Origin of the sequence: Kitasatospora sp. NPDC058965, assembly GCF_042741245.1 — a bacterium.
GTDB lineage: Bacteria > Actinomycetota > Actinomycetes > Streptomycetales > Streptomycetaceae > Kitasatospora.
This window is the reverse complement of the sequence record NZ_JBHYKG010000099.1, coordinates 12,489-26,892: the sequence shown is the minus strand read 5'-3', so window position 1 is coordinate 26,892 and position 14,404 is coordinate 12,489. Positions and strand designations below refer to the sequence as shown.

At 72.1% G+C, this 14,404-nt stretch carries 15 protein-coding genes; 12 read left to right on the top strand and 3 right to left on the bottom strand.

What is annotated here, in order from left to right; translation table 11 throughout:
* Window positions 1–58: 58 nt before the first annotated feature.
* Together ACFW1A_RS18475 and ACFW1A_RS18470 are read right to left on the bottom strand one after the other, a co-directional pair.
* The gene (locus tag ACFW1A_RS18475; protein ID WP_380410142.1) at window positions 59–538 is read right to left on the bottom strand and encodes a hypothetical protein; all 480 of its coding nucleotides are present in this window, start codon (window positions 536–538) and stop codon (window positions 59–61) included.
* Window positions 535–1,074: an RNA polymerase sigma factor gene (locus tag ACFW1A_RS18470; protein ID WP_380410141.1), complete on the bottom strand. Its 540-nt coding sequence runs from the start codon at window positions 1,072–1,074 to the stop codon at window positions 535–537. Before ACFW1A_RS18470 ends, ACFW1A_RS18475 begins: the two co-directional genes overlap by 4 nt.
* A gap of 139 nt (window positions 1,075–1,213) precedes the next feature.
* Here ACFW1A_RS18470 and ACFW1A_RS18465 point away from each other — a divergent pair, with 139 nt between their 5' ends.
* The 7 genes from ACFW1A_RS18465 (at window position 1,214) to ACFW1A_RS18435 (ending at window position 7,457) form a co-directional block, all read left to right on the top strand.
* Entirely contained in the window at window positions 1,214–1,720 is a 507-nt protein-coding gene (locus ACFW1A_RS18465; RefSeq protein ID WP_380410140.1) for a DUF3995 domain-containing protein, read from the top strand.
* A gap of 60 nt (window positions 1,721–1,780) precedes the next feature.
* Window positions 1,781–2,473 (top strand): DUF4097 family beta strand repeat-containing protein, encoded by a 693-nt coding sequence (locus ACFW1A_RS18460; RefSeq protein WP_380410139.1) that lies wholly within the window; start codon window positions 1,781–1,783, stop codon window positions 2,471–2,473.
* 85 nt (window positions 2,474–2,558) lie between these two features.
* Complete coding sequence (locus ACFW1A_RS18455) at window positions 2,559–3,755, top strand: sensor histidine kinase (RefSeq protein WP_380410144.1); 1,197 nt, start codon at window positions 2,559–2,561, stop codon at window positions 3,753–3,755.
* Window positions 3,756–3,763: 8 nt separating this feature from the next.
* Window positions 3,764–4,438, top strand: coding sequence for a response regulator (locus ACFW1A_RS18450; RefSeq protein WP_380410138.1), 675 nt, complete (start codon window positions 3,764–3,766; stop codon window positions 4,436–4,438).
* Window positions 4,439–4,519: 81 nt separating this feature from the next.
* Entirely contained in the window at window positions 4,520–5,245 is a 726-nt protein-coding gene (locus ACFW1A_RS18445; protein WP_380410137.1) for an NAD-dependent deacetylase, read from the top strand.
* Complete coding sequence (locus ACFW1A_RS18440) at window positions 5,242–6,450, top strand: cytochrome P450 (protein WP_380410136.1); 1,209 nt, start codon at window positions 5,242–5,244, stop codon at window positions 6,448–6,450. Before ACFW1A_RS18445 ends, ACFW1A_RS18440 begins: the two co-directional genes overlap by 4 nt.
* A complete protein-coding gene (locus tag ACFW1A_RS18435; RefSeq protein WP_380410135.1) occupies window positions 6,450–7,457 on the top strand; it encodes an ADP-ribosylglycohydrolase family protein in 1,008 nt (335 codons plus the stop codon). The genes ACFW1A_RS18440 and ACFW1A_RS18435 overlap by 1 nt, the downstream gene beginning before the upstream one ends.
* Here the strand turns inward: ACFW1A_RS18435 and ACFW1A_RS18430 are convergent.
* On the bottom strand, window positions 7,454–8,749 hold the full coding sequence (locus tag ACFW1A_RS18430; protein WP_380410134.1) for a DUF2786 domain-containing protein: 1,296 nt from the start codon (window positions 8,747–8,749) through the stop codon (window positions 7,454–7,456). The two genes, ACFW1A_RS18435 and ACFW1A_RS18430, sit on opposite strands and share 4 nt — an antisense overlap.
* Before the next feature lie 113 nt (window positions 8,750–8,862).
* Here ACFW1A_RS18430 and ACFW1A_RS18425 point away from each other — a divergent pair, with 113 nt between their 5' ends.
* The 5 genes from ACFW1A_RS18425 (at window position 8,863) to tuf (ending at window position 14,186) form a co-directional block, all read left to right on the top strand.
* Window positions 8,863–9,438, top strand: coding sequence for a DUF1707 and DUF4190 domain-containing protein (locus ACFW1A_RS18425; RefSeq protein ID WP_380410133.1), 576 nt, complete (start codon window positions 8,863–8,865; stop codon window positions 9,436–9,438).
* 344 nt (window positions 9,439–9,782) lie between these two features.
* A complete protein-coding gene (gene rpsL / locus ACFW1A_RS18420) occupies window positions 9,783–10,154 on the top strand; it encodes a 30S ribosomal protein S12 (RefSeq protein ID WP_014144289.1) in 372 nt (123 codons plus the stop codon).
* Between the two features lie 2 nt (window positions 10,155–10,156).
* Window positions 10,157–10,627, top strand: a complete 471-nt coding sequence (rpsG, locus tag ACFW1A_RS18415; RefSeq protein ID WP_035848142.1) for a 30S ribosomal protein S7 — start codon at window positions 10,157–10,159, stop codon at window positions 10,625–10,627.
* 39 nt (window positions 10,628–10,666) lie between these two features.
* Window positions 10,667–12,772, top strand: coding sequence for an elongation factor G (gene fusA / locus ACFW1A_RS18410; RefSeq protein ID WP_380410132.1), 2,106 nt, complete (start codon window positions 10,667–10,669; stop codon window positions 12,770–12,772).
* Between the two features lie 220 nt (window positions 12,773–12,992).
* Complete coding sequence (gene tuf / locus ACFW1A_RS18405) at window positions 12,993–14,186, top strand: elongation factor Tu (RefSeq protein ID WP_380410131.1); 1,194 nt, start codon at window positions 12,993–12,995, stop codon at window positions 14,184–14,186.
* The last annotated feature ends 218 nt before the right edge of the window (window positions 14,187–14,404 follow it).

Sequence of the window (14,404 nt, the reverse complement as noted above, 5' to 3'; positions counted from 1 at the left end):
GCGTGGGTGGCCGCCCTGCGGCGTTCTCGGACGGCACGGTTCTCGGACCGGCGCCGCCTCACAGCAGCGCCGCGAACCGCTCCAGCGCCGGGGTCCCGGCGAACGGGCGCAGCAGCGGCGCCACCCGGCGGGCACCGGGGAAGGTGAGCCCGCCGAGGAAGGCGAACCGGGTGGTGCCGTCCGGCTCCGGGTGGGCGGCCATGCCGCCGAGCACGAAGCGGCTCTGCATCAGGCACCAGCCGGGCCGCAGCTCGATGCCGAAGGTGGCGCGCAGCCGCGAGTGTCCCCGGATCCGGGCGGTCAGTCGGCCGGCCGGATCCGGCGGGCCGGACAGCCGCACGGTCCGCACGTCCGGGATCCACAGCGGCATGGTGCGTTCCAGGTCCTGGGCCACCGCCCAGACCTGCTCGAAGGGCAGCGCGAAGACGGTCTCGGCGACCCGGACGGCGCCGGGCGCGGTGGCGGCGACCACCCGCAGCCGGCGGACCGCGTCGAAGTCGGCCACCGGCCAGCCGGGGTGCTGGTCCTGTGCGGTCATTGCTGCCAGGCCTTTCGGAAGCTGAGGCGGGCTCGGGAGAGCCGGGACTTGACGGTGCCGGGCGCGACGGCCAGCAGGGCGGCGGTCTCCCGCTCGTCCAGGCCCTCCAGGTCGCGCAGCAGCAGGACGGCGCGGTGCTCGGGGGAGAGCCGGGCGAGCACGTCGCGGATGTCGGCGGCCAGCTGCGGATCGCCGGGCGCGGGGAGCTCGGTCAGTTCGGCCGGCCGCTGCCGGGCGGCCCGCCGGGCGCAGCGCACCGCCTCGCGCACCGCGATCGAGCGCACCCAGCCGTACAGCGCGGCCGGGTCCTGCAGTTGGCGCAGGTGCCGGAAGACCGCGATCAGCGCCTCCTGGGTGGCGTCCGCGCCGTCCTCCAGGGCGATCGGGCCGCACAGCCGGCGCACGTAGGGGGTGAGCTCGTCCAGCAGGCGGCCGACGGCCAGCTGGTCGCCGCGCTGGGCAGCGCGGACCAGGTCGGCGCTGCCGGTCGGGGGCTGCTCCCCGGCGGTCCGCCCCGCGGCGGTCTGGGTGGTCACAGCTGTCAGAGGCGGCCCGGCGGCCGGAGGTTCCCGACCGGTCCGCACTGCGCGGCGTGTTCCTCGTCACAGGAACGGACCGGTCCGCCGCCCGCTCTTCCGGTCGTCCGAGCGTTCTGACGATCGATGGGGTGACGCAATGTCGGGTGACGAGGAGTCCGCCGCGCGCGGCTGGGCCGGTGCGGTGGCCGCGGTGCTGCTGGTGGACGCGGCGATCCACCTGTACTGGGCGAGCGGGCGGACCTGGCCGGTGGCCGACACCGTACGGCTGTCCCAGCTGGTGCTCAACACGCAGGTGCCGTTCCGGCCGCAGGGCCTGGTCCCGCTGGCGGCGGTGCTCGGCGGCGGGGCGGCGCTGGTGCTGGCCCGCGGCGGCCGGGCGCCGGCCCTGGCCCGCCGGCTGCCGGCCGCCCTGCCGCGCTGGGGGAGCGCGGCGGTGGCCGGGGGACTGGCCCTGCGCGGGGCGGCCGGGCTGGTCTGGGCGACCGGTGTCGGGGCCGACCCGGGGGACACCTTCTACTGGCTCAACCTGCTGCTCTACACCCCGCTCTGCCTGGTGCTGGCGCACGGTGCGGGGCGGGTGGCGGGGCTCGGCGGCGGCTCCTCCCTCCTGCGGGGGAGGCGGGGGAACCGCTCGGCCGACTGATCCGCGACCAGGGGTGCGCCCGGCAGGCTGGTGCCATCACCGAACGGGAGGGACCCCCTGATGAACCAGCGTCTGACCAGTCTGCTGATCCACGCCGGCATCACCGCCGCCGTCGCCCTGAGCTGCTTCGGCTGTTCGTCCCCGGCCGGTGACCGGCACCGCGAGGTCGCCTACGGGATCGACCAGCCGGTGCGCACGGTGGTGATCGAGGGCCGGGTCGGCGACGTCCAGGTGACCGGGACCGGTACGGCGGTGCGGGTGACCGAGCGGCAGAGCTACCGCTCCACCGCACCGCAGGCCGACCACCGGGTGGCGGCCGACGGCACCCTGACGCTGGGTTACCGGTGCCCCGACGGCGACTGCGGGATCGGCTACCGGGTGGAGGTCCCGGCCGGCACCGCGGTGCGGATCCGCAACGGCAGCGGTGCGGTGCGGCTGGACGGGCTGACCGCCGCGGTCTCGGCCGAGACCGGCACCGGTTCGATCACCGCCGTGCACCTGGGGGCGGGCGGTGCCACGCTGCACACCGGCACCGGTGACGTGACCGCGGAGTTCGCCGCCGCGCCCGGCTCGGTGGCCGCGGACTCCTCGACCGGCGACGTCCGGGTGACCGTGCCGGCCGGCGACGCGTACCAGGTCCGGGCGGCGGCGGACACCGGCACCGCGAAGGTGACGGTCCCGCAGAGCCCGGGCGCCGCCCGGGCGATCGAGGCCACCTCCAGCACCGGCGACGTCACCGTGGCGCATGCCTGAGCCGCGCGGGCCCCGGTTGCCGTACGACTTGCTGATCATGGACGGTACGCTCCCTGCTGACGGGGGAGGGGCCGACGTGGAACGCATGACGCGCTGGCAGCGCAGGGGCGCCGAGCTGGGCCGACGCTGGCAGGAACGGTTCGCCGGGGTCAACCCGTACCTGGTGGACAGTCTGATCGCGGCGATCTCGATCGCGGTCTCGCTCTGGGCCGTCCACAACGACGACACCAGGTGGCCGTGGTGGACCTACCTGCTGGCCACCGCCATCTCGCTGCCGCTGCCCTGGCGCCGCCGGGCACCGATGACGGTCCTGGGGGTCTCCGGCTGCCTGTCGATCCTGATGGGCGTGGTGGCGCACTCGGCCCAACCGCAGCTCGCGCTGTACGGGATCGTGGTCGTCTACACCGTGGCCGACCGCGGCAAGGACTGGCAGCGCTGGCTGATGCTGGGGATCCTGGTCCCGTCGACCGTGCTGGGCACCCACTCGCTGAACGGCATGATCTTCAGCGAGCTGACCTCGATCGGCTCCTTCGTCTTCGGCTCGCTGGTGCGCGAGCTGCGCCGGCTGGCGCGGGTGGAACAGGAGCGGGCGCACGAGGCCGGGCGGCGGGCCGCCGCCGACGCGGCCCGCGCGGTGGCCGAGGAGCGCGGCCGGATCGCCCGCGAGATGCACGACATCCTGGCGCACGCCGTTTCGCTGATGGTCATTCAGGCCGAGGCGGGGCCGCTGGTGGTGCACGGCGATCCGGAGAAGGCGATCCGCACCTTCGACACCATCGCCGACGCCGGACGCGACGCCATGGTGCAGCTGCGCCGGGTGCTCGGCGTGCTCAAGGAGCAGGGCGCCGGGCCGGAACTGGCACCGCAGCCGCGGCTGCTGGAGCTGCCCGAGGTGGCCGAACGGGTCCGGGCCGCCGGGGTGCGGGTGGAGCTGGCGCTGCCGGTGCCCGGGCCGGCGCTGCCCGCCGACGTCGAGGCGGCCGCCTACCGGATCGTCCAGGAGGCCCTGACCAACATCCTCAAGCACTCCGGCGCGGACCTGGTGGACGTCTCGGTGACCGCCGGGGACGAGGCCCTGGAGCTGACCGTGCGGGACAACGGGCGGGGCCCGGGCGAGGAGACGCGGGAGTCCCGCGGATCGAAGGCCGGGGGGTGGTCCGGCGGGCGCGGCCTGGTCGGCATCCGGGAGCGCGCGGCGGCGTGCGGGGGCACCGCCACGGCCGGCCCCGGGCCCGACGGGCGGGGTTTTCTGGTGACGGCGCGACTGCCGCTGAGTCTGTGAGGAGTGCGATGACGATCCGTGTGGTGGTGGCCGACGACCAGGAGCTGGTCCGGGCCGGGTTCGGGATGATCCTGGACGCCCAGCCCGACATCGAGGTGGTGGCCGAGGCGTGCAACGGCGCCGAGGCGATCGAGGCGGTGGCCGAGCACCGCCCGGACGTGCTGCTGCTGGACGTCCGGATGCCCGTCATGGACGGGTTGGAGGCGGCCCGCCGGGTCTGTGCGGAGCACCCGCAGACCAAGGTCATCATGCTGACCACCTTCGACATCGACGACTACGTCTACGACGCGCTCTACGCCGGCGCGAGCGGCTTCCTGCTCAAGGACGTGCGCCGGGACGACCTGGCGCACGGGGTGCGGCTGGTCGCCTCCGGGGAGGCGCTGCTGGCGCCGTCCGTGACCAAGCGCTTGATCAGTGAGTTCTCCGCCCGCCGGCCCAGCGGCGCGCCGAGCGCGCGCACCCCCTCCCGCCTGCTGGAGCAGCTGACCGGCCGGGAGCAGGAGACGCTGCGGCTGTTGGCCCGCGGGCTGTCCAACGCGGAGATCGCGGCCGAACTGGTGGTCAGCGAACACACCGTCAAGACCCACGTCTCCAACGTGCTGAGCAAGCTCCAGCTGCGCGACCGGGTGCACGCGGTGGTCTTCGCCTACGAGGCCGGTGCCGTGGTGGCCGGCGAACAGTGAGCCCGGCGCGGCGGGTCCGGCGGCCGCCCCGGGCGGGAAAGTCGGGTGCGGCCGCCCCGCGGGGCGGCCTACCCTCGCCCCATGGCCAGCCGAACCCTCGTCGCAGTCCTGACCGGTGCCGGGATCTCCACCGACTCCGGGATCCCCGACTACCGTGGCCCGAACGGCCTGTGGCAGCGCGATCCGGCGGCCCAGGACCTGGTCACCATCGGCCCGTACCTGGCCGACCCCGAGGTGCGGCGGCGCGCCTGGCTGATGCGCCGGGACGCGGGTGCGCTGGGCGCCGAGCCGAACGCCGGCCACCGGGCGCTGGTGGAGCTGGAGAAGGCGGTGCCGCTGCGGGTGCTCACCCAGAACGTGGACGGGCTGCACCAGCGGGCCGGGATGCCCGCCCGCAAGGTGCTCGAACTGCACGGCACCGCGCACCGGGTGCAGTGCGTGCGCTGCCGGGAGGGCAGCACGATGGCCGCGGCGCTGGAGCGGGTGGCGGCCGGTGAGCCGGACCCGGCCTGCCGGGCCTGCGGCGGGATCCTCAAGCCGGCCACCGTGATGTTCGGCGAGGCGCTGGACCCGGTGGTGCTGGAGCAGGCGGCCGGGATCGCCCAGGCCTGCGACCTGTTCGTCGCGGTCGGCAGCAGCCTGCAGGTGCACCCGGCGGCGGGCCTGGTCGAGGTGGCGGTCGACGCCGGCGCCCGACTGATCGTCGTGAACGCCGAGCCGACCCCGTACGACGGGCTGGCGAGCGAGGTGATCCGGGAGCCGATCTCCGCCGCCCTGCCCGCGCTGGTCACTAGGCTGGCCGGATGACGACGCGCTTCGATCCCTGGTCGGCCGAGTTCATCGCGCACCCGTACCCGGTCTACGCCGAGCTGCGGGCGACCTCCCCGGTGGTCTTCCACGAGCCCACCGGGCAGTGGCTGGTCTCGCGGCACGCGGACGTCAGCGCGCTGCTGCGGGACCGCCGGCTCGGGCGCACCTACACCCACCGGTTCAGCCACCAGGAGTTCGGCCGGCCCGAGCCGGACCCGGCGCACGAGCCGTTCCACACCCTCAACGACAACGGGCTGCTCGACCTGGAGGCGCCGGACCACACCCGGATCCGCCGGCTGGTCGCCAAGGCCTTCACCCCGCGGATGGTCGAGAACCTGCGCCCCACGGTGGCCCGGCTGGCCGACGACCTGGTGACCGGGCTGCTCGCGCAGGGCGGCGGCGACCTGATCGCGGCGGTGGCCGAACCGCTGCCGGTCGCGGTGATCGCCGAGATGCTCGGCGTGCCGCCCGGCGACCGGCACCTGCTGCGGCCCTGGTCGGCCGCGATCACCGGGATGTTCGAGCTCAACCCGTCGGCCGAGACCGCCGAGCGGGCGGTGGCCGCCAGCACCGAGTTCTCCGACTACCTGCGGGCGCTGATCCGCGAGCGGCGGGCGGCGCCCGGCACCGACCTGGTCTCCGCGCTGATCGCCGCCCAGGAGGAGGGCGACCGGCTCAGCGAGCAGGAGATGGTCTCCACCTGCGTGCTGCTGCTCAACGCCGGGCACGAGGCGACCGTCAACACCACCGGCAACGGCTGGTGGGCGCTGCTGCGCAACCCCGACCAGCTGGCCCTGCTCCGCTCCGACGTGGACGCCCATCTGCCCACTGCCATCGAGGAGTTGCTCCGGTACGACACCCCGCTGCAGATGTTCGAGCGGTGGGTCCTGGAGGACGTCGAGGTGGCCGGGGTGACGATTCCGCGCGGCAGTGAGCTGGCCCTGCTGTTCGGGTCGGCCAACCGCGACGAGGCCCGGTTCGCCGACCCGGACCGGCTGGACGTGACCCGCGCCGACAACCCGCACCTCAGCTTCGGCGCCGGCATCCACTTCTGCCTGGGCGCACCGCTGGCCCGGCTCGAACTCGCCGAATCCTATGGCGCCCTGCTCCGCCGGGTCCCTCACCTGGCGCTGCTGCGCGAACCGGCGTGGCAGCCCGGATACGTGATCCGCGGTCTGACCGAACTCCTGGTGACCACTTGATGCTTCGTCGTGCCACCGGCGCGATGCTCGGCCTCGCGCTGGGTGACGCGCTCGGCTTCCCGACCGAGTTCCAGAACGTCGCGTACCTCGAACGCACCTACGGCGACTGGCGCGAGCTGCCGCTGCGCAAGGTGGCGATCGTCACCGACGACACCCAGATGACGCTGGCGCTGGCCCGGGCGCTGCGCACCGCGCTGGCCCGCGGCCCGCTCGCCCCGCTGCGGCTGACCGCCCCGCTGCGCGAGGAGTTCGTCGACTGGTGGCGCTCGCCCGAGAACAACCGGGCGCCCGGCCGCACCTGCATGGTGGCCTGCGAGCTGCTGAGCCGCCCGAAGCGGCTGTGGCAGGACGCCAGCCAGATCGGCTCCAAAGGCTGTGGCGCCAACATGCGGGTCGCTCCGCTCGGCCTGGTCCGGGAACTGACCGAGCGACAGGTGAGCGGCGCCGCCCAACTGCAGTCCGCGCTCACCCACGGGCACCCCACCGCGCTGGCCGCCAGCGAGCTGACCGCGTTCACGGTCCGGCTGCTCACCGAGGGTGCCCGGCCGGCCGAGCTGCCCGCGCTGCTGCGCAGCCACGCGCGCGACCGGCGGACCCGCTACGACGAGGTCTGGCTGGGCGACCTGGTCGCCCGCTCGCACGACCACAGCGCCGAGGAGTTCATCGCCCGCGGTTGGGACGAGTGCCTGGCCGTGCTCGACCGGCTGGACGCCGCGCTCGCCGCGCCCGATCCGGAGGCCGACCCCTGCCTGGTCACCGGGGCGGGCTGGATCGCCGAGGAGGCGCTGGCCACCGCGCTGCTCTGCTTCCTGCTCTTCCCCGACGACCCGGTGCTGGCGATCCGCCGGGCCGCCTTCTCCTCCGGCGACTCCGACTCGCTCGCCTGCCTGGCCGGCGCCTTCGCCGGCGCCCACCACGGCGCCGACGCCTGGCCGGCCGACTGGGTGGCCCGGGTGGAGTACCGCGAGGAGCTGCTCGCCTTCGGCGCCCTGTGGGACAGGCCCTAGCGCTTCCCGCGCTCCACCCGGGCCCGCCCGTGCAGGGCGGCCCGGTCGGCCGCGGCGCGCCCGGCCGCCCAGCCCTCGCCGTCGCTGACCCGCACCCGCTGCGAGGTGAGCTTGGGGAACATCCGGTCGGTGGCGGAGTCCACCGCCTCCTCGCGGGCGGCCAGGGCGGGCAGCAGCCGGGCGTCCGGCAGCAGCTGCTCGGCGGTGCCGTCCGGGCGCAGGTGCCGCCCGGCGGCCGCCTCCCGGGTGGTCTGCTCGGTGGCCTCGGCGAGCCGCTCCCGGATCCGGGCCGCGTAGGACACCAGGAAGGACTGCCGGAACGCCCGGGTGCGCGAGGCCCCGTCCAGGTGCTGGCGGCTGCCGGCCCGCTGCATCGCCGCGGTGGCCTGCACCAGCAGCGAGGTGTACAGCAGCTCCACCGCGTCCAGGTCCGAGTCGAACCCGATCACGGTGCAGAAGGCGAACTCCTTCGCCCAGACCACCCGGCACCGGTTGGCCGCCGCCACCGCGTCGAGCAGCATCGCCTTGGGCCCCTCGTACGGGTTCTCCACCCCGATCCGCACCGCCCCGGGCACCCCGGCCCCGGCGGCGCCCGGCTGACCGGCGGCCAGCAGCGCCTCGTCGATGCTGTGCTGGGCCATCAGCTGCTGCGCCTTGCCGGTCAGCGCCTCGGCCTCCTGCGGGAACTCGGTGGACTCGGCCTTGGCCAGCAGCGCCCGGATCCGGGACAGCATCCGCGGCTCGCCGGGCACCGGCACCGCGGCCCGGTGCTCCACCGGCCGGGCCCCGGGCACCGGTCCGACCGGCGCGAGCACCGGCAGCCGGGCCAGCAGCGCCAGCAGCTCCAGCACCGCGGTGGCCAGCGCGAACCGGTCCAGCCGGTGCCGCTCGGCGAAGCCGGCCAGGTAGTCCCGGTCGTCGGCCCACCAGACCTCGGCGGCCAGCTCGCGCAGCTGCTCCTGCCAGCGCCGGTCCAGCGCGGCGGGGGAGTAGCGGCGCCCCTGCGCGGCGACCAGGTCGACCAGCAGCGCCAGGTGCACCGGCGCCAGGTCCCGGCGGACCAACCGGGCCAGGTCGGCCGGCCGCCAGCCGCGCTCCCACAGGCCGGCCGTCGAACGGTCCGTCAGCACCAGCAGGGCCCGGCTCGCCTCCGGCCAGTGCGCGGCGGAGGCGGCCAGCAGCGAGGCGCCGTCGTCCACCGCCCGGTCCACCCTTTTGGCGGAAGCGCCGAGGACCGCGCCGAGCGCCTCCTCCCACTGCCGCACCGTCGCCGAGTCCGCGTTTTCCGTCACCCGGCCATGATGCCGGAGCCGCCGGGCGGGCATGATGAGTCCGTACGGCGCCGACGGAACCCGGGGAGGGTCCGGAGCGTCCTTACACCGAGAGCACTAGGGGAGGAGTCCGGATGGGTGACGTGCAGCCGTGGCCCCGCGGCGGGTACCCCGCCGCGCCGTACCCGGCACCCGGCCCCTACCCGGCGGCCACCCCGGCGCACGCCGCGATGCGCGCGGCGCACGCCGACCGCGAGCGCACGGTGGACGTGCTGAAGGCCGCCTACGCCGAGGGCCGGCTCTCCGCCGACGAGTACTCCCAGCGCTTCGACGCCACGCACGCGGCCCAGACCTACGGCCAGCTGGCCCAGCTGGTGGCCGACCTGCCCAGCGGTCCGATGGTGGCCCCGCTGGCGGCGCCGCTGGCCGCGGCGGTGCCGCCCACCTTCATGCCCCCGCCGACCCGGCCGGTGCCGAACAACAGCCTGGCCGTCGGCTCCATGGTGCTGGGCCTGCTCTGCGTGCCCACGATGGGCCTCACGGGCCTGCCCGCCGTGATCACCGGCCACATCGCCCGGACCCAGATCCGCCGGACCAAGGAGGGCGGTGACGGGATGGCGACAGCCGGCCTGGTTCTGGGTTACCTTTCGGTGGCCGGTTGGGCGTTGCTCTTCCTGCTGGGCGTGTTCGCCTTCGCCGCCCACAGCTGATCCTGCGCCCCCGGCGCCGATCCGCCGGAAAACCGGCGACACCGCCACGACCTGCGGTGTCTCATTTGTTTTGACCGCGCCCGATGCGCTAGGTACGCTCTGACCTTGTGCCTGGGGTGTCCCCGGGTCCTTGTGCGTGCCAGCACACCGGCCGCCGCGGTGGTGAGGTCACACCCGCCCCGCCCGCGCCGCCGCTGTGCCTCTGCTCATGGGATTCCGCGCGAGCCATCCCCCGTAAAGGGTCCAACACACCCGACCTCGTGGTCCGGCGTGAGCTGGGAACTCGTATGGGAACGCCGCAGGTTAGTTTCACCCAGCCTTGGCACACAGAAAACGGAGAAACGGTGCCTACGATCCAGCAGCTGGTCCGGAAGGGCCGGCAGGACAAGGTCGAGAAGAACAAGACGCCCGCGCTGAAGGGCTCGCCCCAGCGCCGCGGCGTCTGCACGCGTGTGTACACGACCACCCCGAAGAAGCCGAACTCGGCGCTTCGTAAGGTCGCCCGTGTGCGCCTCACCAGCGGGATCGAGGTCACCGCTTACATCCCGGGCGAGGGCCACAACCTGCAGGAGCACTCGATCGTGCTCGTGCGTGGCGGTCGTGTGAAGGACCTTCCTGGTGTCCGCTACAAGATCATCCGCGGTTCGCTCGACACCCAGGGTGTCAAGAACCGCAAGCAGGCCCGCAGCCGCTACGGCGCCAAGAAGGAGAAGTAAGAATGCCTCGTAAGGGCCCCGCCCCGAAGCGCCCGGTCATCATCGACCCGGTTTACGGCTCCCCCCTGGTGACCTCGCTGGTCAACAAGATCCTGCTGCACGGCAAGCGCTCCACCGCCGAGCGGATCGTCTACGGCGCCCTCGAGGGTGTCCGCGAGAAGACCGGTTCCGACCCCGTCGTGACGCTGAAGCGCGCGCTGGAGAACGTGAAGCCGGCTCTCGAGGTCAAGTCCCGCCGTGTCGGTGGCGCGACCTACCAGGTCCCGGTCGAGGTCCGCCCCGGCCGCGCCAGCACCCTGGCGCTGCGCTGGATGGTCGGCTACTCCCGCGCCCGTCGCGAGAAGACCATGACCGAGCGTCTGATGAACGAGATCCTCGACGCCAGCAACGGCCTGGGCGCTTCCGTGAAGCGTCGCGAGGACACCCACAAGATGGCCGAGTCCAACAAGGCCTTCGCGCACTACCGCTGGTAGTCCATACCCCGTCACTAGACAGAGAGAGAACGAGCCACCATGGCTGCAACCTCCCTTGACCTCGCCAAGGTCCGCAACATCGGGATCATGGCGCACATCGACGCGGGCAAGACCACCACCACCGAGCGGATCCTGTTCTACACCGGTGTCTCGTACAAGATCGGTGAGGTCCACGATGGCGCTGCCACCATGGACTGGATGGAGCAGGAGCAGGAGCGCGGCATCACGATCACGTCGGCCGCGACGACCTGTCACTGGACGCTCGACGGCGTTGACAACACCATCAACATCATCGACACCCCGGGCCACGTCGACTTCACCGTCGAGGTGGAGCGTTCGCTGCGTGTCCTGGACGGTGGCGTGACGGTGTTCGACGGCGTCGCCGGTGTCGAGCCCCAGTCCGAGACCGTGTGGCGGCAGGCTGACCGCTACGGCGTCCCGCGCATCTGCTTCATCAACAAGCTGGACCGCACGGGTGCCAACTTCTTCTTCTGCGTGGACACCATCGTGGAGCGCCTCAAGGCGACCCCGCTGGTCATGCAGCTGCCGATCGGTGCCGAGGCCGACTTCTCCGGTGTCGTCGACCTGGTGAAGATGAAGGCCCTGGTCTGGTCCGCGGACGCCCCCAAGGGCGAGATGTACGACACCGTGGACATCCCGGCCGACCTGGCCGAGAAGGCCGCGGAGTACCGCGAGACCCTGATCGACACCGTGTCGACCGTCAGCGACGAGGTGATGGAGCTCGCCCTCGAGGGCGAGGACATCCCCGAGGAGCTGCTGGTCGCCGCGATCCGCAAGGGCACCCTGAGCTCCGCCTTCACGCCGATCTTCTGCGGCTCCGCGTTCAAGAACAAGGGCGTCCAGCCCCTGCTCGACGCGGTCGTGAAGTACCTGCCGTCGCCGCTCGACATCGAGGGCATCGAGGGCACCAAGCCGGGCAACCCCGACGAGAAGATCGTCCGCCAGGCCTCGGACGACGAGCCGCTCGCCGCGCTCGCGTTCAAGATCATGTCGGACCCGCACCTCGGCAAGCTCACCTTCGTCCGGGTCTACTCGGGCCGCCTGGAGTCCGGCACCTCGGTGCTGAACTCGGTCAAGGGCAAGAAGGAGCGCATCGGCAAGATCTACCGCATGCACGCGAACAAGCGTGAGGAGATCGAGTCGGTGGGCGCCGGCGACATCATCGCCGTCATGGGCCTGAAGCAGACCACCACCGGTGAGACGCTGTCCGACGACAAGAGCCCGGTCATCCTGGAGTCCATGGACTTCCCGGCCCCGGTCATCCGCGTCGCGATCGAGCCCAAGTCCAAGGGTGACCAGGAGAAGCTGGGTGTTGCCATCCAGCGTCTCGCCGAGGAGGACCCGTCCTTCCAGGTCAACACGGACGAGGAGACCGGCCAGACGATCATCGCGGGCATGGGCGAGCTGCACCTCGAGGTGCTGGTCGACCGCATGCGTCGTGAGTTCAAGGTCGAGGCGAACGTCGGCAAGCCGCAGGTCGCCTACCGCGAGACGATCCGCAAGGCCGTCGAGCGCATCGACTACACGCACAAGAAGCAGACCGGTGGTTCCGGCCAGTTCGCGAAGATCCAGATCGCGATCGAGCCGCTGGAGTCCGGCGACGGCTACGAGTTCGTGAACAAGGTCACCGGTGGCCGCGTGCCGAAGGAGTACATCCCTTCGGTCGACGCCGGTTGCCAGGAGGCCATGGAGTTCGGTGTCCTCGCCGGCTACCCGCTGCAGGGCGTTCGCGTGATCCTGCTCGACGGTGCCTCGCACGACGTCGACTCCTCCGAGCTCGCGTTCAAGATCGCCGGTTCCATGGCGTTCAAGGAAGGCGCCCGCAAGGCCTCCCCGGCCCTGCTGGAGCCGATGATGGCCGTCGAGGTCACCTCGCCCGAGGACTACATGGGTGAGGTCATCGGCGACATCAACTCTCGCCGTGGCCAGATCCGGTCCATGGACGAGCGTCACGGTGCCCGCGTGGTCAACGCGCTGGTGCCGCTCTCCGAGATGTTCGGCTACGTCGGTGACCTGCGCAGCAAGACCTCCGGTCGCGCGAGCTACTCGATGCAGTTCGACTCGTACGCCGAGGTTCCGCGGAACGTGGCGGACGAAATCATCGCCAAGTCCAAGGGCGAGTAAGACCGGTCAGCCCGGTCCCGGATCCGTCCCGTGAAAGCGGGACGAATCCGAACCTTTAGGCTGATAGGAGCGGCCGGCGGAGTCGTACCCCGAATCCGCCGGCAGTTCCGGCCCCCATCCGCGGGACGGCACGGGGTGTGTCACAGCACCCCGGGCCACAACCCGATCAAAGACCAACTGACGTCGTACGGCGTACAGAACTGTCCTCAGGAGGACTGAAGTGGCGAAGGCGAAGTTCGAGCGGACGAAGCCCCACGTCAACATCGGCACCATCGGTCACATCGACCACGGTAAGACCACGCTGACTGCGGCCATCACCAAGGTGCTGCACGACGCGTACCCGGACATCAACCCCTTCACGCCGTTCGACCAGATCGACAAGGCCCCGGAGGAGCGTCAGCGCGGTATCACCATCTCGATCGCGCACGTCGAGTACCAGACCGAGGCGCGTCACTACGCCCACGTCGACTGCCCGGGTCACGCCGACTACATCAAGAACATGATCACCGGTGCGGCCCAGATGGACGGCGCGATCCTCGTCGTCGCCGCCACCGACGGCCCGATGCCGCAGACCAAGGAGCACGTCCTCCTGGCCCGCCAGGTCGGCGTTCCGTACATCGTCGTCGCCCTGAACAAGGCCGACATGGTGGACGACGAGGAGATCCTGGAGCTCGTCGAGCTCGAGGTCCGCGAGCTGCTCTCCGAGTACGAGTTCCCGGGCGACGACCTGCCGGTCGTGCGCGTCTCCGCGCTGAAGGCGCTGGAGGGCGACAAGGAGTGGGGCGAGAAGCTCCTCGGCCTGATGCACGCGGTCGACGAGGCCATCCCGACCCCGGAGCGCCTCACCGACCAGCCGTTCCTGATGCCGATCGAGGACGTCTTCACGATCACCGGTCGTGGCACCGTCGTCACCGGTCGTATCGAGCGCGGTATCCTCAAGGTCAACGAGACCGTCGACATCATCGGCATCAAGACCACCAAGACCACCACCACGGTCACCGGTATCGAGATGTTCCGCAAGCTGCTCGACGAGGGCCAGGCCGGTGAGAACGTCGGTCTGCTGCTCCGCGGCATCAAGCGCGAGGACGTCGAGCGCGGCCAGGTCATCATCAAGCCGGGTTCGGTTACCCCGCACACCGACTTCAAGGCCCAGGCCTACATCCTGTCGAAGGACGAGGGTGGCCGTCACACCCCGTTCTTCAACAACTACCGCCCGCAGTTCTACTTCCGTACCACGGACGTGACCGGCGTCGTGACCCTCCCCGAGGGCACCGAGATGGTCATGCCGGGCGACAACACCGCCATGGACGTCGCGCTGATCCAGCCCGTCGCCATGGAGCAGGGCCTCAAGTTCGCCATCCGTGAGGGTGGCCGGACCGTCGGCGCCGGCCAGGTCACCGAGATCATCAAGTAATTGATGCTCTGACCTAGCGCCAGAAAGGGCCCCACGACCCGCTCGTCCGAGCGAGTTGTGGGGCCCTTTCGCGTCTCCGACCGAAGAATTGACGGCGGATCAGCGTGCTACCCCTGCGCGATTGGCGCCAAACGCCTCTGATATGGCAAGATAGTCAAGTTGCTCGGTTGAGTGCCGATGCTGCGCGCCTCCCGCCGGGAGGACCGGAAGCGAGTCCC